Origin of the sequence: Candidatus Salinivivens marinus (assembly GCF_965655845.1) — a bacterium.
Classification (GTDB): domain Bacteria; phylum Pseudomonadota; class Alphaproteobacteria; order Rhodobacterales; family Rhodobacteraceae; genus Salinivivens; species Salinivivens marinus.
Window position 1 is genome coordinate 59,670 of the sequence record NZ_CBFHHX010000005.1, and the last position, 21,637, is coordinate 81,306.

Here is a 21,637-nt window from a genome sequence, read left to right on the forward strand (position 1 = left end):
GATAATAGGATAATAATGCTTTCCCGTAATGAAACAGTAATGGATTTTTTGCTCAGTCGGAGATCCAAACCGGCAAAAACTCTTTCAGCTCCAATACCGAAAAAGGACGAACTGCTAGAACTATTAAGCGCAGCAGCTAGGACTCCAGATCATGGAAAGCTAGTTCCTTGGCGCTTCATTGTGGTCCACAAAGAAAAATTATCGCAGCTGGGGACGCTCGTTGAAAGTGTAGGTGCTCAAGAGTCAATTCCGGAAGAGAAAATTTTAAAGGCAAAAAAACAATTGGAGAATGGCCATTTGGCAGTTGCTGTAATTGAAGTACAAAAGCATTCTGAAAAAATACCAAAAATTGAACAAACTTATTCTGCAGGTGCTGTTTGCCTAGCTCTCTTGAATGCAGCATCAGCTGCAGGATGGGGTGCTAACTGGTTAACAGGTTGGCACGTTCATGATAGAGGATTTATAAAAAATGGTCTTGGACTTAAAGATAATGAATCTGTGGCAGGCTTGATCTACATCGGCACTCCATCTATCACACCCCTAGATAGGCCTCGACCAAATCTGGATGAAATTGTAGAATGGCAATAATTCAGACAAGGTTGGTTTATCTAAATTATTTTATCCAGCCAGTCTTCTAAACAAATCAATATCGTGAATTGTGATTATCTCAAAAATTATAATTAGTGTAATTATTAACCATATAAAAATCGTAACCCCAGTGGTTATTATAGCCTTTTTTTTTAAATTATGGACTTCAGGTGCGCCCGCTTGAGTACCTTTAGCTACCGTCCCCAAATCACCCTGAGTTTTGATTTTAAACGGTATGACTATAAGGAAGGTCAAAAACCAGATAACAGCGAATAAAACAAAAGCAGATGTAATAGTCATGATACATTATCAAATACAAAAATATTATATTTCTTCAAGCTCTATCAACGTGCCATTGAAATCTTTTGGGTGCAAAAAAATAACCGGTTTTCCATGAGCCCCAATTTTTGGCTCTGCCTCTCCCAAAACCCGCGCGCCAGAACTTAGAAGCTGATCTCGAGCCTTTTTGATATCTGTAACTTCATAACATATATGATGGATACCACCATTTGGGTTCTTGTCTAAGAAGCCCTGAATTGGACTGTTCAAACCAAGTGGGTGCAACAATTCAATTTTAGTATTAGGCAATTCAATAAAAATCACGGTAACCCCATGCTCTTCTTCATCTACCGGATCACCGACCTCTGCGCCCAACGTGTTACGGTATTGCTCAGCGGCCGCAGCTAAATCTGGAACTGCTATAGCTACATGATTTAATCTACCAATCATTTAAATTCCTATCTGAAAACCTTAAAACTAATTTACCTTCAACTATTGGGTATCGTCCGTAAATTTAATTCCATCAGCTGCTCGGATGTAGGCTCCGACGGAGCTCCCATCATTAAATCTTCAGCGCGCTGATTCATTGGAAACATAATTACTTCTCTAATGTTTTCTTGATTTGCCAGAAGCATTACTATTCTATCAATACCTGCTGCGCACCCTCCATGGGGCGGTGCTCCAAATTGAAAAGCATTGACCATTCCACCAAATCTTCTTCTTACCTCATCTTCTCCATAGCCAGCGATTTCAAAAGCCTTGAACATTAAGTCTGGCTGATGATTTCTAATAGCCCCAGATACAAGTTCAAAACCGTTACAAGCCAGATCATATTGATATCCCAAAACACTTAAAGGATTACCATTTAAAGCGTCTAATCCACCTTGTGGCATTGAAAATGGGTTATGTTCAAAATCAATTTTTCCTGTTTCATCATCTTTCTCAAAGATTGGAAAATCAACTATCCAGGCAAATGCAAATCTATTTTTATCTATTAAATTTAGCTCATCACCAATTACATTACGCGCTTTCCCAGCAACTCTTTCAAAAGATTTTGCCGTTCCACCTAGAAAAAATGCAGCATCTCCTACACTCAAGCCCAATTGCTCTCGAATTGCCTCGGTCCTTTCAGGACCAATGTTTTTCGCAAGCGGACCAGCAGCTTCCATATGACCATCATTATCTCGCCAGAATATATACCCCATCCCAGGCAAACCCTCTTTTTGAGCAAAAGAGTTCATTCGATCACAAAACTTTCGAGATCCCCCACCCGGTGCAGGAATTGCTCTGATTTCTGTTCCATCTTTTTCCAAAATATTCGAAAAAATCGCAAACCCCGAATTTCTGAAATGCTCAGAAACATTTTGCATTTTGATTGGATTTCGCAGATCAGGCTTATCAGTTCCATAACTAATAGCAGAATCTCTATATGAGATTATTTCCCAATTTGCGGGTGCATCAACTACTTTTCCTCCGCCAAACTCCTTAAAAATATCTGCAATTATCGGGGATATTGTATCAAATACATCCTGCTGGGTAACAAAAGACATTTCCATATCTAATTGATAAAAATCAGTTGGACTACGATCAGCCCTAGGATCTTCATCACGAAAACAAGGCGCTATCTGAAAATATTTATCAAATCCAGATACCATAATTAATTGTTTGAATTGCTGTGGAGCTTGTGGAAGCGCATAGAACTTTCCTTCATGCAGACGAGAAGGAACTAAAAAATCTCTTGCACCTTCTGGTGATGAAGCTGTGATAATTGGCGTTTGATATTCCCTGAAACCAATATCCCACATTTTCCGACGGATAGAAGCAATTACATCTGCACGTAATTTTATATTCTCCTGCATTACTTCACGGCGTAAGTCCAAGTATCTGTAACGAAGCCTTGTCTCCTCAGGATACTCTTGATCACCAAAAACCATTAAAGGCAATTCAGCTGATGCTCCGAGCACTTCAATATCTCTTACAAATACCTCAATTCCACCTGTGGAAATTTTAGTATTTATTAATTCTGGATCGCGGGCTTTAACTTCCCCGTCAATACGGATACACCATTCCGATCGTACATTTTCTACTTGGCTAAAAACTGGACTATCTGGATCGCACAAAACTTGTGTTACACCATAGTGATCACGTAGATCTATGAACAGGACCCCACCATGATCTCGAACTCTATGTACCCATCCCGAAAGGCGTACATTGCTTCCAACATCTTCTATTTTTAGATCTGCACATGTATGGCTTCGATAGTTATGCATCATATAGCCTTCCAAAGAAAAATAGTAACTCGCGTGGATACACAAGTTTGCGACTAAGATGTCAAGAGTTATAGGCCAAATCATATTAAATTGGCGTCTGTTTGTATTTTATTTTGTTTAAATTTATGTCATCAACAAATATTCGTTAGTAATGAAATACAAATTGCCGCGATTTCTCTTGCGGACTTTGGAAGTATCATTATAACGCGAAACAATTTGCGTGATTTCCATACGTGGTTGCCCGAACTACTGCTGATCGAGAGTCAAAAATATGCCTAAGAGAACGGATATTTCGTCTATAATGATTATTGGAGCTGGCCCCATAGTGATTGGACAGGCTTGCGAATTCGATTATTCCGGTGCGCAGGCGTGTAAAGCACTAAAAGAAGAAGGTTACCGAATAGTATTAGTAAACTCTAACCCCGCCACAATAATGACAGATCCCGGTTTGGCTGATGCAACATACATTGAGCCAATTGAACCATCGATTGTCGCAAAAATTATTGAGCGGGAACGTCCTGACGCCCTGTTGCCAACAATGGGGGGGCAAACTGGGTTGAACACCGCATTAGAATTAGAAGAGATGGGTGTTCTTAAGAAATTTAATGTTGAAATGATTGGTGCTAAAAGAGAAGCAATCGAAATGGCAGAAGATCGTGCTCTATTCAGGGAGGCGATGGAACGACTGGGGCTAGAAAACCCGAAGGCTGCTGTTGTTACAGCTCCCTCATTGGAAGATGGCAAGACAGATTCAGCGGAGGGCGTGAGGCTATCTTTAGAAGCTTTAAAAGATATTGGCCTACCAGCAATTATTCGACCTGCATATACATTAGGAGGAACGGGCGGAGGAGTAGCATATAATCTCGAAGACTATGAGCATTTTTGCAAATCTGGGATGGATGCGTCGCCAGCAAACCAAATTCTGATTGATGAAAGTCTTCTTGGTTGGAAGGAATTTGAAATGGAGGTTGTTCGGGACGTCAAGGACAACGCCATAATTGTGTGCTCAATTGAAAATGTTGATCCGATGGGAGTTCACACTGGAGACTCTATCACTGTTGCACCTGCGTTAACTTTGACGGACAAAGAATACCAGATGATGCGTACTGCATCTATAGATGTTTTGAGGGAAATTGGCGTAGAAACAGGTGGGTCAAATGTGCAGTGGGCGGTGAATCCGTCTGATGGCCGCATGGTAGTCATCGAAATGAACCCACGGGTATCTAGATCTTCCGCTTTAGCATCTAAAGCTACTGGATTTCCAATAGCCAAAATAGCGGCAAAACTCGCCGTTGGTTACACTTTGGACGAATTAGAAAACGATATCACCAAGGTTACACCAGCTTCGTTTGAACCATCTATTGATTACGTAGTAACGAAAATACCAAGATTTGCTTTTGAAAAATTTCCTGGGGCAAAGCCAAATTTAACCACTGCAATGAAATCAGTTGGCGAAGTCATGGCGATCGGTCGATCGTTCCATGAGTCATTGCAAAAAGCATTATGCTCACTAGAAACTGGGCTTTCAGGTTTTGATGAGATTGACATACCTGATGCACCTGAAAAAAGCGCTATCATTAAGGCGCTGAGCGAACAAACTCCGGATAGAATTAGAATAATTGCTCAAGCAATGCGCTTTGGGCTTTCTAATTCGGAAATTCACGAAGTAACAATGTATGATATTTGGTTTCTCGAAAGAATACGAGAAATTATTGAAATGGAGGTTCAGGTTCATAAAAATGGTCTTCCTAGTGACGAAAACAAACTAAGGCAACTTAAAAGCATGGGCTTTAGTGATGCACGGCTAGCCAAATTGAGCGGAAAAACTGAACAAAATGTTCGCCAGAGCAGAAAGAAGGCTGGAGTAGATGCTGTATTCAAGAGAATAGACACATGTGCAGCTGAATTCGAAGCTCAAACGCCATATATGTATTCAACCTATGAGGCTCCTATGATGGGAGACGTTGAGTGTGAATCAGAGCCATCTAATCGAAAGAAAATCGTAATTTTAGGTGGTGGTCCAAATAGGATAGGCCAAGGAATCGAATTTGACTATTGCTGTTGTCACGCTTGTTATGCTCTTGCTGACGCAGGCTTTGAAACCATTATGATCAATTGCAACCCCGAAACTGTTTCTACGGACTATGACACTTCTGACAGGTTATATTTTGAACCCCTGACTCTAGAGCACGTTCTAGAAATACTGACAAAAGAACAGAAAAATGGACATTTAATTGGTGTGATTGTTCAGTTTGGCGGGCAAACCCCATTAAAATTAGCAAATGCATTGGAAACCGAGGGGATACCTATTTTAGGCACAAGCCCAGATGCAATCGATCTAGCGGAAGACCGGGAACGATTTCAAAAATTAGTAAACGATTTAAGTTTAAGTCAACCGAATAATGGGATCGCTAATTCTGATGCAAAAGCACTCCAAATTGCCGAAAGAATAGGTTTTCCATTAGTAATACGGCCCTCATACGTACTAGGTGGTCGAGCTATGGAAATAGTGCATGATTTAGATAGCTTGAAAAGATATATTTCAGAAGCAGTGGTTGTATCTGGGGAGAGCCCAGTCCTTTTAGATAATTATTTGGAAGGGGCAATTGAATGCGACGTAGATGCTATATCTGATGGAGATAATGTTCACGTAGCCGGTATTATGCAGCACATAGAGGAAGCTGGCGTTCATTCGGGTGATAGTGCTTGCTCTCTGCCTCCTTACTCACTGAATAGCAAAATAATAGATGAGTTAACAATTCAAACTGCGAAACTGGCTAAAGCATTAAATGTGGTTGGTCTGATGAATGTACAGTTTGCAGTCAAAAACGACCAAATATACATAATTGAGGTTAATCCTCGTGCTTCACGTACTGTACCTTTTGTTGCAAAAGCAACAGACAGTGCAATAGCCTCTATAGCAGCAAGAGTAATGGCTGGCGAAAAATTAAATAGCTTTGAAAAGAGGGAAAGCTATGGATCAGTCTCATATGGAGAAACAATACCACTGGCAGATCCAATGAGTCTAGCGAGCCCCATGTTACCTTGGTTTAGTGTAAAAGAAGCAGTAATGCCATTTGCGCGATTTCCAGGAGTAGATACTATTTTAGGACCAGAGATGCGTTCTACAGGAGAGGTAATGGGATGGGACCGTGACTTTGGTAGGGCATTTTTAAAAGCTCAAATCGGTGCAGGAATGAAACTACCAAGAACAGGATGTGTTTTCTTCTCAATTAAGGACAAGGATAAGAATGATAACCTTGCGGAGACTGCTCAAAGGCTCATCGAGTTGGGTTTCAATATAATTGCAACAAGGGGAACGTCCGCATTTCTTAAAGAAAAAAATATACCATGCAAACAAGTAAATAAAGTATATGAAGGACGGCCTAATATTGTAGACACAATGAAAAACGGTGAAATAGATTTGGTAATGAATACCACCGAAGGATTACAGGCCGTAAAAGATAGTCGCGAGATACGATCTGTCGCGCTACATGATAAGATACCCTACTTCACGACAGCTGCTGCTGCCCATGCGGCTGCTCTTGCTATTCAAAGCCAAAACGAGGGTGATATAGAGGTTAAATCTTTACAAAACTAATAGGGTGCCCAGTTCATTCTGCCGGAATAGCATCACTCTCAGAGGATAATGGATGAGATAATTTATCTAGCATCTCCTTTGGACAAATCTGAAAAAACTTAGATTTTTCAGTATCCCAATCCTGCAATATTTCTTCAGCCTTTTGGCTAGACGTTTCCTTATAATGCATTTGAATTAACGCATATAGTTGTTCTTCCCAGAAAGAAACCCCAACTCTACACGTTACCAGGGAGTCCATATTCAATAATTCAATTGCAGTTTCATTCGGATCATAAATATAAGCCATACCACCAGTCATACCAGCGCCAAAGTTTGCACCAATTGTTCCCAGAACAACTGCTACACCTCCCGTCATATATTCACAACCATTCGACCCACAGCCTTCCACAACAACTTTTGCTCCAGAGTTCCGAACTGCAAAACGTTCCCCCGCCCTTCCGGCGGCGAACAAAAGACCATCGGTAGCTCCGTATAAAACCGTATTTCCAATAATAGTATTGTCACTGGCTTTGAGTGGGCTGGCCATAGGTGGTCTTACGACAATGATACCTCCTGATAAGCCCTTACCCACGTAGTCATTAGCATCACCAGAAACTTCTATTTTCAGGCCCGGAGCAGCAAACGCTCCCAGAGATTGCCCGGCTGAACCCTTTAATTTCACCGTTAAATGATCTGGTTGAAGGCTATTGCGCATACCAAAATTCTGAACTATGTGACTCGACGTTCTAGTGCCAACGGTTCTATGCGTGTTCTGAACTGCATATGACAATTGCATCTTTTCACCATCATTTAAGAAACGTGCCGCATCACGGACTATTTCTTTATCTAACGTGTCAGGCACACTATTACGCTCACGGTCCCTATTATAATTTATTCGATCAGCACCATCCACCGAAATTAAAAGTGGGTTTAAGTCTAAATCATCGAGGTGGTCCGCTCCCCTGCTTACTTGAGACAATAGATCCGCACGCCCGAGAACTTCATCAATTGATCGAGCCCCTATATCAGCAAGAATTTCCCGAACTTCCTGAGCGTAGAACGTAATCAAATTCACAACTTTGTCAGCATTCCCACTAAACTTTTCTCTTAATTGCTCATCTTGCGTACATACACCAACGGGACAAGTATTAGATTGACACTGTCTCACCATGATGCAGCCCATAGCGATAAGTGCTGCGGTACCAATTCCAAACTCCTCAGCGCCCATCATGGCGGCCATAACAATATCACGGCCTGTTCTTAATCCTCCATCAGTTCGCAAGGTTATTCTCTCTCTAAGATTATTCATAGAAAGAACTTGATGCGCCTCCGTTAACCCCATTTCCCAAGGCAAGCCCGCAAATTTGATTGACGTAGCTGGAGAAGCACCTGTACCTCCGTTATGCCCAGATATCAGAATAACATCTGCCTCTGCTTTAGCCACGCCGGCTGCGATTGTGCCGACTCCAGAAGATGCAACTAATTTTACAGTCACCTTACATCTCGGATTAATTTGTTTAAGGTCATAAATTAGTTGTGCTAAATCCTCTATCGAATAAATATCGTGATGTGGCGGTGGCGAGATTAAAGTTACGCCTTTTGTCGAATGTCTCAAACGCGCAATAAGATCCGTAACTTTCATCCCCGGAAGTTGACCACCTTCTCCCGGCTTTGCACCCTGAGCAACTTTTATTTCTAGTTCCTCACATTGGTTCAAATATTCGGCTGTAACACCAAATCTTCCGGAAGCAACTTGCTTTATTTTTGCTGAGGGATTGTCGCCGTTAGCTTCGGGAGTAAAATGTGCGGGATCTTCGCCTCCCTCGCCAGAGTCAGACTTGGCACCTATCCGGTTCATTGCAACATTCAAAGTTTTATGTGCCTCAGGACTGAGCGCTCCAAGTGACATCCCAGGAGTCACAAACCTTTTGCGTATCGAAGTAATACTCTCCACTTCATCGATGGATACTGCTGGTCCAATTGGTTTTATGTCTAACAAGTCGCGCAGATGAATAGGAGGATTAGATTTTATGCGATTAGAATATTGTCTCCACAGATCATAACTTGCGTTATTGCATGCAGCTTGCATTAAATGCATTGTCTGCGCCTCCCACGCATGGGTCTCTCCCGATTTTCTCGATTTGTAAAAACCACCAACAGGCAAAAACGCAGAATTAGACCGATAAGCTAGATTGTGAATCTCCTCAGATTTTTGTTGGATACCACTAACACCAATGCCAGATATACGACTTATGAGACCCGGAAAATACTCGGCGCACATCGCACGAGACAAACCAACCGCTTCAAAATTTAAACCACCGCGATAAGAGGATATTACAGAAATCCCCATTTTAGACATTATTTTTAGCAGGCCCTGATCTATTGCTTCTCGATATCGAGCAATTACCTCGGTTAACGGCCCATTCAACAAACCTTTATCAATACGATCTGCTAATGTATCTTCTGCCAAATAAGCATTTACAACAGAAGCCCCAGCACCAATTAAAACTGCAAAATAATGCGGATCAAAGCATTCAGAGGACCTAACATTTAAAGAGCAGAAAGTTCTTAAACCTTTTCTTGTTAAATGACTATGAACAGCAGAAGTTGCAAGAATCATTGGCATTGCTACTCTGTTCTCGTTGATATTTTGGTCAGTAAGAACAATATGGCCCGCACCTGAACGAACCGCGTCCTCTGCTTCTGTCCTAATTCGATACAATTGAGCTTGGAGGGCCTCCTTTCCAGTACCTTTTTCAAAAGTACAATCTAATTTGGTCACCTCTGACTTGAAATTCTTTATTAATTCTTCCCACTGAGAGTTCCCCACAAAAGGGCTTTCCAGAGCTAAAATCTCTGATTGATTACTCCCTTCATCAAGGACATTTCGTAAATTTCCAAAACGGGTTTTTAAAGACATAACTCTAAATTCACGTAATGAGTCTATTGGGGGGTTCGTAACCTGAGAAAAATTTTGCCGAAAGTAATGTGATAATGGCCTATATCTTTCCGACAAAACCGCAGATGGAGTATCATCGCCCATTGACGCTAGGGTTTCCTTACCATCTTCTGCCATTGGAACCAAGATTTGCTCAATTTCTTCAATAGTATACCCGGCAGCTATCTGTCGTTTGCGCAGATCTTCTCCAAAATAGATTTGCTTTTCTTGAACACCAGATAGTTTGTTGTCTAGTTCTTTTATTTTCGCGGTCCATTCACTAAAAGGATGAGCCTCTGCAAGTTTATTCTTAATTTCCTCATCGTGGTATAATTTTCCAGCTGCCAGATCTACCGCAAGTAATTGTCCGGGTCCAAGCGCACCCTTCTCAGCACAATTAGCTTCATTAATAGGAACCATTCCAACTTCTGAACCTGCTATTAATAAATCATCGCCTGTTATTACGTATCGCATAGGACGCAAGCCATTACGATCTAATCCAGCACATACCCAGCGTCCATCAGTCATTGCAAGAGCCGCGGGCCCATCCCACGGCTCCATAACGGAATTGCAATACGAATACATATCTCGCCATGACTGTGGAAGTTCTTTTGCCTGTTTTGACCAGCTTTCAGGGATCAACATTGTCTTTGCCATCGGGGCACTTCTTCCGGCCCTTACCAGCGCTTCGAATACCGCATCCAACGCGGCTGAGTCAGATGAGCCTCCCGGTATTATTGGTTTGATATCATCTGCCATTTCACCAAAGGCTGAGGATGCCATTCTTATTTCATGACTTTTCATCCAATTTACGTTGCCTTTTAGAGTATTTATCTCACCATTATGAGCTAACATACGAAAGGGTTGTGCCAGCCACCACTGAGGAAATGTGTTAGTAGAATATCTTTGATGATATATCGCAAAGGTAGAAGTAAATCGTTCATCACATAAATCAGGATAAAAAACAGCGACCTGTTCTGCCAGCATCATCCCCTTATAAATAATCGAGCGACATGAAAGTGACGCCAAGTATAATTGGGAAACACCTGCCTGAGAAGCTGACTTTTCAATGCGACGCCTTATTACATAAAGCTCCCGCTCAAAGGTGTCTTGATCGACGCCTTTAGAGTTAGAAATCAGGATTTGCTCAATCTCTGGTCGGGTTGCATTCGCTTTTTCACCAAGACAATCAGTTTTCACAGGAACATGGCGCCATCCGTAGATGTAGTATCCCATTCTTAAAACCTCAGTTTCAACAATTGAACGACAGGTTTCCTGCGCACCGAAATCGGCCCGTGGAAGAAATACCTGACCCACAGCCATTAATTCATCTTTTCGAGGCTTATGCCCTGTTCGTTCTATTTGATCATAGAAGAAAGAGACTGGAATTTGCACATGAATACCGGCTCCATCACCAGTTTTGCCGTCTGCGTCTACTGCACCTCTATGCCAAATAGCTTTTAACGCATCAATTCCAAGCTCAACAACTTTTCTGCTGGGTTTGCCCTCGATTGATACGACCATTCCGACACCACAGGATGCATGTTCGAAGTTTTCACGGTACAGGCTATTTTTATGCATCCAAGAACGCTTGTTTGCCTCGTCTGTCGCCCAGTTTTTATTAATTTTCTGCATCTGTATTTCCTTTTAAGCTCACATTAGGCCCTTGGTGTGCTGTTAAAATTCACTGTTCTATTCAGCTGCTATTACTGATTTATCTGTTAAATCTTTAATTATAGCATCTGCTGTATCCCTGCCATCTCGGATGGCCCATACAACAAGTGATGCTCCTCTTACTATGTCACCGATTGCGTAAACTCGATCAAGAGCTGTTCTACCGCTACCGACTTCTACCTTTATAGTGCCCCATCGAGTGACTGGCAGTTCAGATTGATCCCACAGTTTAGGAAGGTCTTCTGGTTCAAAGCCTAAAGCTTTTATCACCAAATCTGCAGGTTCATTGTAATCACTGCCGTCAATTTCTTCTGGAACTCGACGTCCAGTTGCATCGGGAGCACCCAAACGCATTTTGCGTCCAATCACTCCTTTCACCATGCCATGCCCAGTCTTGAGGTTCACAACATTCTCCGTTTTGGTATTTGATGTAAATCCTTGCGGAGTGGTCAACCATTCGAAAATAACTCCCTCTTCTTCGGCATTTTGCACTTCTCGCTGAGAACCGGGCATGTTATCCCGATCGCGCCGATACATGCATTTTACAGACTTTGCACCTTGGCGGATTGCCGTTCTTACACAGTCCATGGCAGTATCGCCTCCACCAATTACAACAACCCTCTTTCCAGCCGCATTTAGTGTACCGTCATTAAACGATGGCACATTATCTCCAAAATTTATTTTGTTTGAAGCGGTAAGATAGTTGAGAGCATCAACAACACCATTTAAATTATTACCTGGAATGCTTAATTCTCTAAATTTGTAAACACCTGTTGCTATTATGACTGCATTGTGTTTTTTCCGGAGCTCGGAAAAAGATAAATCCTCTCCGATTTTGCAATTCATAACAAAGTCAACACCCGATTTTTCTAAGTTGTCAATTCTACGAGCCACAATATCTTTTTCCAGCTTAAACCCTGGTATCCCGTAGGTTAATAAACCTCCTGCTCTATCGTAAAGATCATAAACACAAACTTTAAAACCAGCACCTCGAAGACGCTCTGCTGCCGCCAAGCCACCTGGACCGGCTCCAATTATTCCAACAGTTAAATCAAGATCAATGGATGGTTGAGTTGGCTGAACCCAACCATTTTCCCACGCTAGGTCAGTGATGTATTTTTCTACGGCACCGATAGTGACTGTGCCATGCCCTGATTGTTCAATGACACAATTACCTTCACATAAGCGATCCTGCGGACATATCCTTCCACAGATTTCTGGAAAAGTATTCGTTTGTTGAGAGACTTCATAAGCTTCCTTAAGTCTACCTGTGGCTGTTAAATGAAGCCAATCTGGTATATTGTTATGCAGTGGGCAGTGAGATTGGCAAAAAGGAACACCACACTGACTACATCTGCTTGACTGTTCCTCTGCTTTCTCTTTGGCAAATTCAGAATAAATCTCCTGAAAATCCCTTTTCCGCTCATCAGCAATTCGTTTCGCTGGCATATCGCGATCAAACTTCACAAATTTCAACATTGGTTGAGTAGGCATTTCACTATCCTTCGAACGTAGAAATGTCGTATACATCGGTTCTATCAAAAATAAAAGTAAGAATTATTGACTTATTTTTATCTAAAATCAAAAAAAAATAGAAAAAGGGCTAGCATTTATGTTTTTTTAAGTCCGTTCCGGACCTAAAATGTCGCTTTTTTATTTTTCTTTCACAAGTTAGAATCAATAAAAATACTAATCGGACCTCTCAATGTTACTACTTCACCTTGCATTGGTAGCAATTATCCAAGGACTAACGGAATTCCTTCCTATTTCCTCAAGCGCCCATTTAATTTTATTGCACCACCTAACGACCTTACCAGACCAAGGACAGACAATAGATATTGCAGTGCATTTTGGAACCCTAATAGCGGTCATTACTTATTTCAGGGAAGATAGTAAGAAAGTTTGGTTCGGCCTTATCAAGCTGCTTCAAGGTAATGTTTTAACCGCTGATAGTTTTACTGCACTATGCCTTATAGTTGCGACAATCCCTGCTGTTATTTTTGGACTTGCAATCAAACTACTTGGTTATGACATTCTTATGCGGGACAGTATTTTATTAATCGGGATTACTATGACAGGCTTTGGATTCTTCCTTTGGTGGTCAGATAGTAAGGGGAAACAGACTACTGACGAAACGAATGTATCTTGGTCTCTAAAAAACTCTCTTAAAATCGGCTGCTGGCAAGCATTAGCATTAATTCCTGGCACATCACGATCAGGCATAACTATCTCAGCAGCGAGGCTTCTTGGATACAGCCGTGAAGACGCAGTTAACATTTCTATGTTACTATCCATACCTGTAATAATTGCAGCAACCGCTGTGTCAATAATGGACAATTACTTAAATGCTGCTGAAATTGATTTTCAAGTTATCTTGATAGCTCTAATATTTTCCTTTGGCGCGGCATATTTGGCCATTGCAGTAATGCTGAAATTTTTAAGAACTTTGGGATTTTTACCATATATTATTTATAGGATCGTACTTGGTATTGCCCTTATTTTGTGGACCGTAATATAGTACTTGCAAGTAAGGCTTAAGAGGTCCAAATATAACCCAAACAAGAACGGAGACCGTAATGGCAAAAAAAATTCTGCTTCTTAACGGGCCAAACCTTAATATGCTGGGCAAGAGAGATCCAAAGCTTTATGGAGATATCACCCTTAAAGATGTTGAAGAAACATGTGAAAAGCTCGCAAAACAAAATGGAATACAACTAGAAAGCAAACAGACAAATTACGAGGGAGAGCTTGTAGAGTTTGTACATGCGGCTAGAGAGACTTCTGAGGCAATAATAATAAACCCCGGTGCATATTCACATACCTCCGTGGCAATTTTTGACGCATTGGAAATGTTCCAAGGGCCAATTGTTGAGGTTCATATATCAAATATACACAAAAGAGAGAGTTTCCGCCATTTTTCTTACGTTTCTCAGCGTGCTGATAGTGTGATCGTTGGCTGTGGAGTGCAAGGCTACGAGTTAGCCCTTTTACGTTTAGTCCAAATTTTCAAAGATACTTAGCATAGGATTAGCAGGCCCTTCATAATAAAAAGTTTAGGTTAAAGCATCTATGATTTGGACCATTCCCAACATTTTAACTATCGCCAGGCTACTAGCCGCTCCAGGCGTCGCAGTTATGTTTTTATACTTTGATAGGCCTTATGCAGACTGGTTTGCTCTATTACTTTTTTTAATAGCCTCTGTAACTGACTGGTTCGATGGCTATTTAGCCCGAGTATGGCGCCAAGAGACTAAATTTGGAGCAATGTTGGATCCGATTGCTGACAAGGCAATGGTAGTAATCGCTTTAATGGTAATCGTAGGCTACTCAAGCATGTCACCGTGGCTTGTACTCCCAGCCACGTTCATACTGTTTAGAGAAGTTTTTATATCTGGACTAAGAGAATTTGTTGGAAACAACACTGTTGACTTGAAGGTAACTACTTTAGCGAAATGGAAAACAACGTCACAAATGCTCTCTATTGCTTTGCTTTTTGCACAAGGAGTGGTGGAGCATTATGTTTTAAAATATACCTCAAAAAAAAGTATTAATGGTGATAAAACTTCAAAAAACTCTGATATCAACCAAACTGCAGATTTAAACTTTGACTATTTATATTGGTTAGAAAATTTTGGTCTAGTTATGTTATGGATTGCGGCTATATTGACACTAATATCAGGTTTTGAATACTTCAAAAAGGCAATACCCGTACTCAGAGAGGGCAAATGATAAAGGTTTTATATTTTGCGTGGGTAAGAGAGCGCATCGGCGTTCCGTATGAAATGCTAGAAACACAATCTGGGACGGTTATGGAACTTGTTGAAGAGTTAAAACAAAAGGAAGAAAGATACAAAGTTGCATTTTCGGATCTTTCCGCACTAAAAGTTGCCGTTGATCAAGAGCTCTGCGAATTTGATGCAGAGTTAAATGGAGCTTTAGAAGTCGCATTTTTTCCTCCAATGACAGGGGGGTAAAGTGCGGGTATCTGTTCAATTAGATGACTTCGATATAGGCCAAGAGTTAGACTTATTTCGCAATGGCAAATCAAACACAGGTGCAATTGTCTCATTTCAAGGAATAGTTCGAAATAATAGCGAAAACTCACTATTAAATATGGATATAGAGCAGTATCCGGGCATGACTCAGAAAGCAATTTCAAAGTACGTCACGACCGCAGTAGAAAGGTGGTCACTGAACGATGCATTGGTTATTCATAGACATGGGAAACTTTTTCCAGGTGATCAAATAATGATGGTTGCTACTGCTGCGATACATCGTCATGACGCCTTTCAGTCAGCTGAATTTTTGATGGACTACCTTAAGAGCAGGGCACCTTTCTGGAAAAAAGAAATAACAAAGAAAGGTTATCATTGGGTCGAGTCTGTATTTGACGACGAAAAAGCCCTAGAGCGGTGGTAAAAAATCAGTTTATTTTTTATCTTTTTTAGTTTTTTGTGATATTTCTTTTAAATTTTCGATTTCCACTCTAGCGTTGTGTAAACCGTCCATTGTTGCTTTAAGCTCAGCCTGAGCTTGCGCTAATTTATTTGTTAGCTCTGTGTCACGTTTTTTTAACTGATCAACAATAAGCGCATGATCAGTCTCTGCTTTGTGAAAAGATTCGGCCATTAACCGGTCACCAGTTGGAGTTCTGGAAGACTTATGAGACAATTTTTCGATTAAAATACGTGCAAGCCATCCCAAAGAGAAAGTTATAAAAAGAACAATCGATGTAAAAATAATTAACTCAATCTGGCTCATTAGTTACCTACATTAATTACGAATATCATCTTCAGAAGATACTGTGGTACCCATAGATTTATCGAAAGGTGTAAATTCTATTCTTCTATTTATTTCTCGACCTTGCTCTGTATCATTTGATGCAATCGGCTGACTTTCCCCATAGCCTTTCGCTATAATATTTTTCGTTAAAACACGCCGCCGCTGCAATTCAAACAATACAGAATTTGCTCTTGACTGTGACAAATTCAAATTCATTTGCTCTCTTCCTTGACTATCAGTATGCCCTCCGATTTCCAAACGGATATCACCACAGTTGAGCAAAATTTTTGCTATATCATCAAGGGTCTCATGTCCAGCAAGGTCAACTCGGTCAGAACCGGGTTCAAACTTAATTTTTCTTACCCGTAAGGTTTCTTCAATTTTATTAAGACACTGATACGAAGTTAAACTATCGTCCACCGGTTTAGGCATATCAATATAGTCAACTGATAGTGATAGACGTTGATCATAACCAATTTTATCTCCAATAACCTTAGTTATTTTAGCAGAAGAGAATTTTTTATAAGTTTTACCTCTAATCTCTACCAAATTTGGAGTTACGTTAACTATCCCATTCTTTAACTCTCGAAGCCCCTCTAAACCTGCAATAATTCTAAAACCCCAATCATCAGGAAGTGATCCTACTTTATAAAGTGAGATTGATGCATTTTCAGAGCCAAATCGCACCTTAGCAAAATTAGAAACGAGTTCTTTATCCAACTCCTCACCGATAGGGCCCACAATTTTTAAAAGACCTTCAGGACTTAAAGTGGCTACCACCCTATTAGATGAAAGATCGCTACCTCCATCATTTGACAGCTTTACAACAGACAAAACAAACTCTGGTGGGAAAGTGTTTGATAAAGAATTTAGAATTTCTGAATATTCTTTTTTGGGGAAGGAATGGTCTAAAATAACAGAAATGTTGAGATTATCGAATACTACTTTTGCGTTCATAAGTTGTGGTAAAATTGTAAAAGCCTTTTCTAGTGCTTCAGCCCACTGCGGACTAGGCTCCCCAAGTCCAACTAAACATTCTTGTGCAGCCTTAGCACTAAGTTTTTCAGCAATTTTAGCAATCCGATACTTACTTTCTTCATCGGCCACTACACAATCCGAATACTGCAATAACCCATTCTTAATCTCGATCTGAAAAGTAAAAGGCGAGATTAGTTCCCGAGGTTGATAAAACGAGATTTCAACAGGTAAGTTGGGTGGAGCTCGCGATTTAATATATTCTTTGAGTTTTTCGTGATTACGATTGCCACTGGCTATACCTTCGACAAAAAGCTGTTTACCATCTGTTTCAATTTTTCCAAGTTTTATCACATCTACCAAAGATAATGCGTAAGAAGTGATCAATTCCCAATTCAAAGTTGAAGCCATATCCGTTTGATCAACGATAATATGGTACTCTTCACTTTTCGGCGACTTTGTTTTTAGCATTTCTTCAAAGTCAAAAGAATCAAATCCTTTCGGAAAACTGCCAATAAAAAATACTTTCCCAATGGACTTTAATATTTTTAAGTTTATCTCGCCTGTCTTATTATTGGAACTTTCTAAATGAGATATATTGTCGATTAAACGCTGACCAGTAACCATAGAACGCCCAAATTTTACAGCCTCAATTCTTTCAAAATCTGACGGTGCATCACCATGCAAGAAAAGCAGCAATCCGTCAGCATTTATTTTAACCCAAGAGTATCCAGCCTCATGGAGGGCTGATTTAAGATAATTCTTAGAAGAAACCTCAATAAAATTTGAAAAAATACTGGCTGCCAAGACCGAAATACAAGCAGCAAGAACAAAAAGAAAATAATTAAATTTATACGAGAAATTGAACATTTGCCCGTTACAATAGCAAAAAACTTATTAGACTTAAATGAAGTAATTTAAAACAGAATCGAAATACTTAAAAATATTACCGGGATAAAGCCAGCATTCCGATTAGAACGAAAGCTATCTAATAAACTTTGAATATTTTTTATATCGAGATTAATCACTTGACGTACCATATGGAGGTAAAAAAATAGAGCTCCAGTAATTGCAATAAACATCTGCAGACCGCTTGTTGAAAACAGAAATGACAAGATCATTAACCCCGCTGCTAAAGTAGCGAAAATAAATAACCAACTTTTAGTACTATCTGCAAACAAAATTGCAGTTGATTTAACACCAACTAATGCATCATCTTCTTTATCTTGATGCGCATAAATGGTATCATAAAATAACGTCCAAGAAATTCCTGCTAAATAAAGTATAATACAGGGCCAGGTCAAAAAATTTGTGGACGCCGCAAACGCTAAAAGCACACCCCAATTAAATGCAATACCTAAAAAGAACTGTGGCCACCAAGTAAATCTTTTAGCAAAAGGATAAATAGCAACAGGTAATATTGCTATAAAACCCAGTATAATTGCAGTGGTGTTAAACGTCAGCAATATGAACAAGGCCATCAAAGCTTGAGCAACCATCCAAAGCGCTGCCTTTTTTACACTAACGGAACCACTAGGGATTGGTCTAAGTTTTGTTCGCGCAACTTTGGCATCAATTTTACGATCATTAATATCGTTCCATGTACACCCAGAACCTCTCATTAAAACAGCACCCACTGCACAGCCCACAAAAATCCATAAATCGTTTAATTTTGGGGACCCAGTGTTAAGTATACCTATTAGCAGTCCCCACCAGCAAGGCAGTAACAAAAGCCAAGTTCCAATTGGACGATCCATTCTCGATAACTTTAAAAAAGGTCGGCACCAAATTGGAGCATGAACATCTACCCAATTATTATCAATTGCGTCAAATATTTGATCCTTCGCCTCTGGTAATGGCTCCAAATGGGGCATAGACTATCATCCGATATGAATAAAATTAGAGTCTTTGTAGATCACACTTTAGGGGAAGCGCAATCAGTTCCGTTGAATAAGGACCAAGCTCATTATATTTTTTCAGTAATGCGCAAGCGCATAGGTGACTTAATTCTGATTTTTGATGGAAATAATGGAGAGTGGCTCGCATCTATAAATGAAATTTCAAAGAAAAATGGGACTTTGCTTTGCATAAAGCAAACAAAATCACAAATTAATCCTCCCGACTTATGGCTCTATTTTTCTCCTCTAAAAAAAACTCGTACTGACTTCATAATAGAAAAAGCAACTGAACTTGGGGTTAGAAAAATAATACCAATTCAAACGGAACGCACAAATGCTGACCGAATTAGGATTGATAGACTAAATGCACATGCAAGAGAGGCAGCAGAACAATGCGGGGGTACTTACATCCCCAAAATCTTGGAAATACAAAAACTAAACGAAGCACTAAAAAATTTCCCATCTGACAGGAAACTTCTATTTTGCGATGAAGAATTAAAGCAATCCAAGGTTAAATTTAATAGTTTGACGAAGGGGAAATGGTCGATACTGATCGGCCCGGAGGGTGGTTTTTCTGACATTGAGAGAAATCACCTTTTAGCACTAGAATTTACCCATAGAATAAGTCTTGGACCAAGAGTTTTGCGGGCGGATACAGCAGCTGTTACTGCAATTTCATTGTGGCAAAATTATCTTGGCGACTGGTAATGAAAAAAAATTCTTTGTTACATATTTTGCTTATTTGGCGAGAAACTATTATTGCAATAATCTTTGCTGGCTTGGGTTTGTACTGGATATTAAATTCGTTCGCTATGCTTCATACTATCGGATATGGAGTTTTATTTACCGGAATGGCTTTGGCATATGCAAGCTATCAGCGTATAAGGTTCAAGAGAACAGAGACTGGGACCGGAATAGTCGATTTCATAGAAGGACAAATTAGTTACTTCGGTCCCGAAACCGGTGCTATATTTTCAATAAATGATATAAAACGCCTTATTCTGGATAAATCTAAATACTCTAGCAAATGGATAATAGAAAATACCGCAGGTGATCAAATAGAAATACCAACAAATGTAGAGGGCCACGAGGTATTATTTGATGTTTTTAATAGCCTTGAAGGTTTTCCAATTCGCAAAATGTTAGAAACATTATCTTCTAAACAAAGCATTAGGACTGTTCTTTGGCAAAAATAAGACTATGATTGCGATGTTTAAGTTAATGTAACAAAAGCGTTAGATTACGTGTAAATTTTTAATAAAGAATTAAGGTCAAATTATGTCGATTCCCCAATCTGGTGGCGGTCTTGTTGAGCACTACGATCAGTTAGTGCAATACTTGTCTGACGGATGCAAACCCAGATCTGACTGGAAAGTTGGAACCGAACATGAAAAATTTGGTTTCTTTAAAGATACGTTAAAGCCAATACCATACAATGGTAAAGGTTCGGTAAAATCATTATTAGTCGGTTTAAAAGATAATTATGGCTGGGAACCTGTATTTGAGGCAGGCAATATTATTGGACTTACAAAGGATGGTGCCAACGTTTCACTTGAACCTGGTGGGCAGCTTGAGCTCTCGGGGGCTCCCTTGGCCAGTATCCATGAAACTTGTGATGAGGTTAATACGCATTTAAACCAGGTAAAGAATATTGCTGACAAGTTAGGTATAGGCTTTATTGGACTAGGAGCAGCTCCTACCTGGAAACATCACGAAATGCCTTTAATGCCCAAAGGTAGGTACCGACTTATGACAGACTATATGGATAAAGTTGGTACTATGGGCAAAACAATGATGTACAGAACCTGTACCGTTCAAGTGAATTTAGACTTTGAGTCTGAGTCCGATATGGTCAAGAAAATGAGAGTTGCAATCGCACTGCAACCTGTAAGTACTGCTCTATTTTCCAACTCGCCATTCTTTGAGGGAAAACTTACTAATTGCAAAAGTTGGAGAAGCCGAGTTTGGAGAGATCTTGATGCATCGCGAACTGGAACAATTCCTTTTATTTTCAAGCCAACGTTTGGATTTGAAAGATGGGTTGAATATGCCCTAGACGTTCCAATGTATTTCGTTTACCGCGATGGGAAATACATAAATGCATTGGGCCAGTCTTTTCGAGATTTTCTTAAGGGCAAACTACCTGCATTGCCAAATGAGTTACCAACCTTAAACGACTGGGCTGATCATCTTACAACAATATTCCCTGAAGCCCGCTTAAAAAAATTTATAGAAATGCGTGGAGCGGATGGAGGACCATGGCGCAGCCTTTGTGCACTTCCCGCGCTGTGGGTTGGTTTGTGTTATAATCAGTCCTCGTTAGACGCAGCATGGGATCTTGTAAAAACATGGACAAGTCAGACTCGAGAAGAGCTTAGGGTAGAAGCCGCAAATAAAGGCCTGCATTCCAAAGTCGGTAAAATTAAAATGATTGAATTAGCTAGGGAAGTAATAGCCATTGCCAATGAAGGTCTTAAAGCTCGCTGTATTCCTAGTTCTAACTTAAAATTCCCAGATGAAACTCATTTTCTAGATGCCCTAAAAGAAGTTGTTGAAAGTGAGCGTACGGCTGCCGATAAATTAATCGAACTATACAGAAACAATTGGAACCAGGATGTTTCCAAAGTATTCGATCAACATAGTTACTGATACT

Annotated in this window: 18 protein-coding genes; 10 read left to right on the top strand and 8 right to left on the bottom strand. The window is 40.2% G+C overall.

From position 1 onward, the window contains the following. The first annotated feature begins 15 nt into the window (after positions 1-15). Positions 16-588, top strand: coding sequence for a nitroreductase family protein (locus tag ACTF5Q_RS06020; RefSeq protein WP_438953742.1), 573 nt, complete (start codon positions 16-18; stop codon positions 586-588). Between the two features lie 30 nt (positions 589-618). Here the strand turns inward: ACTF5Q_RS06020 and ACTF5Q_RS06025 are convergent, their stop codons facing one another. Genes ACTF5Q_RS06025 through aspS form a run of 3 tightly spaced genes read right to left on the bottom strand, consistent with a single transcriptional unit; the run spans position 619 to position 3,137 of the window. Then, positions 619-888 carry a DUF1467 family protein gene (locus ACTF5Q_RS06025; RefSeq protein ID WP_438953743.1) on the bottom strand — a complete coding sequence of 90 codons (270 nt, stop codon included), beginning with the start codon at positions 886-888 and terminating at the stop codon, positions 619-621. A gap of 24 nt (positions 889-912) precedes the next feature. Further along, complete coding sequence (gene mce, locus ACTF5Q_RS06030; RefSeq protein WP_154032759.1) at positions 913-1,317, bottom strand: methylmalonyl-CoA epimerase; 405 nt, start codon at positions 1,315-1,317, stop codon at positions 913-915. Between the two features lie 38 nt (positions 1,318-1,355). After that, a complete protein-coding gene (gene aspS / locus ACTF5Q_RS06035; RefSeq protein ID WP_438953836.1) occupies positions 1,356-3,137 on the bottom strand; it encodes an aspartate--tRNA ligase in 1,782 nt (593 codons plus the stop codon). A 271-nt stretch (positions 3,138-3,408) separates the two neighbouring features. Between aspS and carB the strand changes: the two genes are divergently transcribed. Further along, positions 3,409-6,738, top strand: a complete 3,330-nt coding sequence (gene carB, locus ACTF5Q_RS06040) for a carbamoyl-phosphate synthase large subunit (protein ID WP_438953744.1) — start codon at positions 3,409-3,411, stop codon at positions 6,736-6,738. A 13-nt stretch (positions 6,739-6,751) separates the two neighbouring features. Here carB and gltB read toward each other — a convergent pair whose 3' ends face one another. Both gltB and ACTF5Q_RS06050 read right to left on the bottom strand, forming a co-directional pair. Then, positions 6,752-11,290 carry a glutamate synthase large subunit gene (gene gltB / locus ACTF5Q_RS06045; RefSeq protein ID WP_438953745.1) on the bottom strand — a complete coding sequence of 1,513 codons (4,539 nt, stop codon included), beginning with the start codon at positions 11,288-11,290 and terminating at the stop codon, positions 6,752-6,754. Between the two features lie 57 nt (positions 11,291-11,347). Further along, the gene (locus ACTF5Q_RS06050; RefSeq protein WP_438953746.1) at positions 11,348-12,823 is read right to left on the bottom strand and encodes an NAD(P)-dependent oxidoreductase; all 1,476 of its coding nucleotides are present in this window, start codon (positions 12,821-12,823) and stop codon (positions 11,348-11,350) included. 211 nt (positions 12,824-13,034) lie between these two features. Between ACTF5Q_RS06050 and ACTF5Q_RS06055 the strand changes: the two genes are divergently transcribed. The 5 genes from ACTF5Q_RS06055 to ACTF5Q_RS06075 are packed head-to-tail and all read left to right on the top strand — an operon-like array spanning position 13,035 to position 15,748. Then, positions 13,035-13,847, top strand: a complete 813-nt coding sequence (locus ACTF5Q_RS06055) for an undecaprenyl-diphosphate phosphatase (RefSeq protein WP_438953747.1) — start codon at positions 13,035-13,037, stop codon at positions 13,845-13,847. Positions 13,848-13,905: 58 nt separating this feature from the next. After that, positions 13,906-14,349, top strand: coding sequence for a type II 3-dehydroquinate dehydratase (aroQ, locus tag ACTF5Q_RS06060; protein ID WP_438953748.1), 444 nt, complete (start codon positions 13,906-13,908; stop codon positions 14,347-14,349). Between the two features lie 49 nt (positions 14,350-14,398). Then, entirely contained in the window at positions 14,399-15,058 is a 660-nt protein-coding gene (pgsA, locus tag ACTF5Q_RS06065; RefSeq protein WP_438953749.1) for a CDP-diacylglycerol--glycerol-3-phosphate 3-phosphatidyltransferase, read from the top strand. After that, positions 15,055-15,303 (top strand): molybdopterin converting factor subunit 1, encoded by a 249-nt coding sequence (moaD, locus tag ACTF5Q_RS06070; RefSeq protein ID WP_438953750.1) that lies wholly within the window; start codon positions 15,055-15,057, stop codon positions 15,301-15,303. Before pgsA ends, moaD begins: the two co-directional genes overlap by 4 nt. Before the next feature lies 1 nt (position 15,304). Continuing rightward, complete coding sequence (locus ACTF5Q_RS06075) at positions 15,305-15,748, top strand: molybdenum cofactor biosynthesis protein MoaE (RefSeq protein ID WP_438953751.1); 444 nt, start codon at positions 15,305-15,307, stop codon at positions 15,746-15,748. Between the two features lie 9 nt (positions 15,749-15,757). On the opposite strand, the gene ACTF5Q_RS06080 is transcribed toward ACTF5Q_RS06075, so the two are convergent. From ACTF5Q_RS06080 to ubiA, 3 genes are read right to left on the bottom strand one after another with little or no spacing between them, the layout of a single operon-like run. Next, on the bottom strand, positions 15,758-16,090 hold the full coding sequence (locus ACTF5Q_RS06080; protein ID WP_438953752.1) for a hypothetical protein: 333 nt from the start codon (positions 16,088-16,090) through the stop codon (positions 15,758-15,760). Between the two features lie 12 nt (positions 16,091-16,102). After that, positions 16,103-17,956: an OmpA family protein gene (locus tag ACTF5Q_RS06085; RefSeq protein WP_438953753.1), complete on the bottom strand. Its 1,854-nt coding sequence runs from the start codon at positions 17,954-17,956 to the stop codon at positions 16,103-16,105. Positions 17,957-18,003: 47 nt separating this feature from the next. Continuing rightward, a complete protein-coding gene (gene ubiA, locus ACTF5Q_RS06090; RefSeq protein ID WP_438953754.1) occupies positions 18,004-18,960 on the bottom strand; it encodes a 4-hydroxybenzoate octaprenyltransferase in 957 nt (318 codons plus the stop codon). Here ubiA and ACTF5Q_RS06095 point away from each other — a divergent pair. The 3 genes from ACTF5Q_RS06095 to ACTF5Q_RS06105 all read left to right on the top strand — a co-directional run bounded on the left by ACTF5Q_RS06095 (position 18,952) and on the right by ACTF5Q_RS06105 (position 21,633). Then, positions 18,952-19,692 carry a 16S rRNA (uracil(1498)-N(3))-methyltransferase gene (locus tag ACTF5Q_RS06095; RefSeq protein ID WP_438953755.1) on the top strand — a complete coding sequence of 247 codons (741 nt, stop codon included), beginning with the start codon at positions 18,952-18,954 and terminating at the stop codon, positions 19,690-19,692. The two genes, ubiA and ACTF5Q_RS06095, sit on opposite strands and share 9 nt — an antisense overlap. Beyond that, complete coding sequence (locus tag ACTF5Q_RS06100) at positions 19,692-20,180, top strand: hypothetical protein (RefSeq protein ID WP_438953756.1); 489 nt, start codon at positions 19,692-19,694, stop codon at positions 20,178-20,180. The genes ACTF5Q_RS06095 and ACTF5Q_RS06100 overlap by 1 nt, the downstream gene beginning before the upstream one ends. An 82-nt stretch (positions 20,181-20,262) precedes the next feature. Then, the gene (locus ACTF5Q_RS06105) at positions 20,263-21,633 is read left to right on the top strand and encodes a glutamate--cysteine ligase (protein WP_438953757.1); all 1,371 of its coding nucleotides are present in this window, start codon (positions 20,263-20,265) and stop codon (positions 21,631-21,633) included. Positions 21,634-21,637 lie beyond the last annotated feature (4 nt).

What these genes read in the sequence shown, in the direction of transcription:
- ACTF5Q_RS06020 (WP_438953742.1), top strand. Translation starts at nt 16, where the DNA reads ATGCTTTCCCGTAATGAAACAGTAATGGATTTTTTGCTCAGTCGGAGA.
- ACTF5Q_RS06025 (WP_438953743.1), bottom strand. Translation starts at nt 888, where the DNA reads ATGACTATTACATCTGCTTTTGTTTTATTCGCTGTTATCTGGTTTTTG.
- mce (WP_154032759.1), bottom strand. Translation starts at nt 1,317, where the DNA reads ATGATTGGTAGATTAAATCATGTAGCTATAGCAGTTCCAGATTTAGCT.
- aspS (WP_438953836.1), bottom strand. Translation starts at nt 3,137, where the DNA reads ATGCATAACTATCGAAGCCATACATGTGCAGATCTAAAAATAGAAGAT.
- carB (WP_438953744.1), top strand. Translation starts at nt 3,409, where the DNA reads ATGCCTAAGAGAACGGATATTTCGTCTATAATGATTATTGGAGCTGGC.
- gltB (WP_438953745.1), bottom strand. Translation starts at nt 11,290, where the DNA reads ATGCAGAAAATTAATAAAAACTGGGCGACAGACGAGGCAAACAAGCGT.
- ACTF5Q_RS06050 (WP_438953746.1), bottom strand. Translation starts at nt 12,823, where the DNA reads ATGCCTACTCAACCAATGTTGAAATTTGTGAAGTTTGATCGCGATATG.
- ACTF5Q_RS06055 (WP_438953747.1), top strand. Translation starts at nt 13,035, where the DNA reads ATGTTACTACTTCACCTTGCATTGGTAGCAATTATCCAAGGACTAACG.
- aroQ (WP_438953748.1), top strand. Translation starts at nt 13,906, where the DNA reads ATGGCAAAAAAAATTCTGCTTCTTAACGGGCCAAACCTTAATATGCTG.
- pgsA (WP_438953749.1), top strand. Translation starts at nt 14,399, where the DNA reads ATGATTTGGACCATTCCCAACATTTTAACTATCGCCAGGCTACTAGCC.
- moaD (WP_438953750.1), top strand. Translation starts at nt 15,055, where the DNA reads ATGATAAAGGTTTTATATTTTGCGTGGGTAAGAGAGCGCATCGGCGTT.
- ACTF5Q_RS06080 (WP_438953752.1), bottom strand. Translation starts at nt 16,090, where the DNA reads ATGAGCCAGATTGAGTTAATTATTTTTACATCGATTGTTCTTTTTATA.
- ACTF5Q_RS06085 (WP_438953753.1), bottom strand. Translation starts at nt 17,956, where the DNA reads ATGTTCAATTTCTCGTATAAATTTAATTATTTTCTTTTTGTTCTTGCT.
- ACTF5Q_RS06095 (WP_438953755.1), top strand. Translation starts at nt 18,952, where the DNA reads ATGGGGCATAGACTATCATCCGATATGAATAAAATTAGAGTCTTTGTA.
- ubiA (WP_438953754.1), bottom strand. Translation starts at nt 18,960, where the DNA reads ATGCCCCATTTGGAGCCATTACCAGAGGCGAAGGATCAAATATTTGAC.
- ACTF5Q_RS06100 (WP_438953756.1), top strand. Translation starts at nt 19,692, where the DNA reads ATGAAAAAAAATTCTTTGTTACATATTTTGCTTATTTGGCGAGAAACT.
- ACTF5Q_RS06105 (WP_438953757.1), top strand. Translation starts at nt 20,263, where the DNA reads ATGTCGATTCCCCAATCTGGTGGCGGTCTTGTTGAGCACTACGATCAG.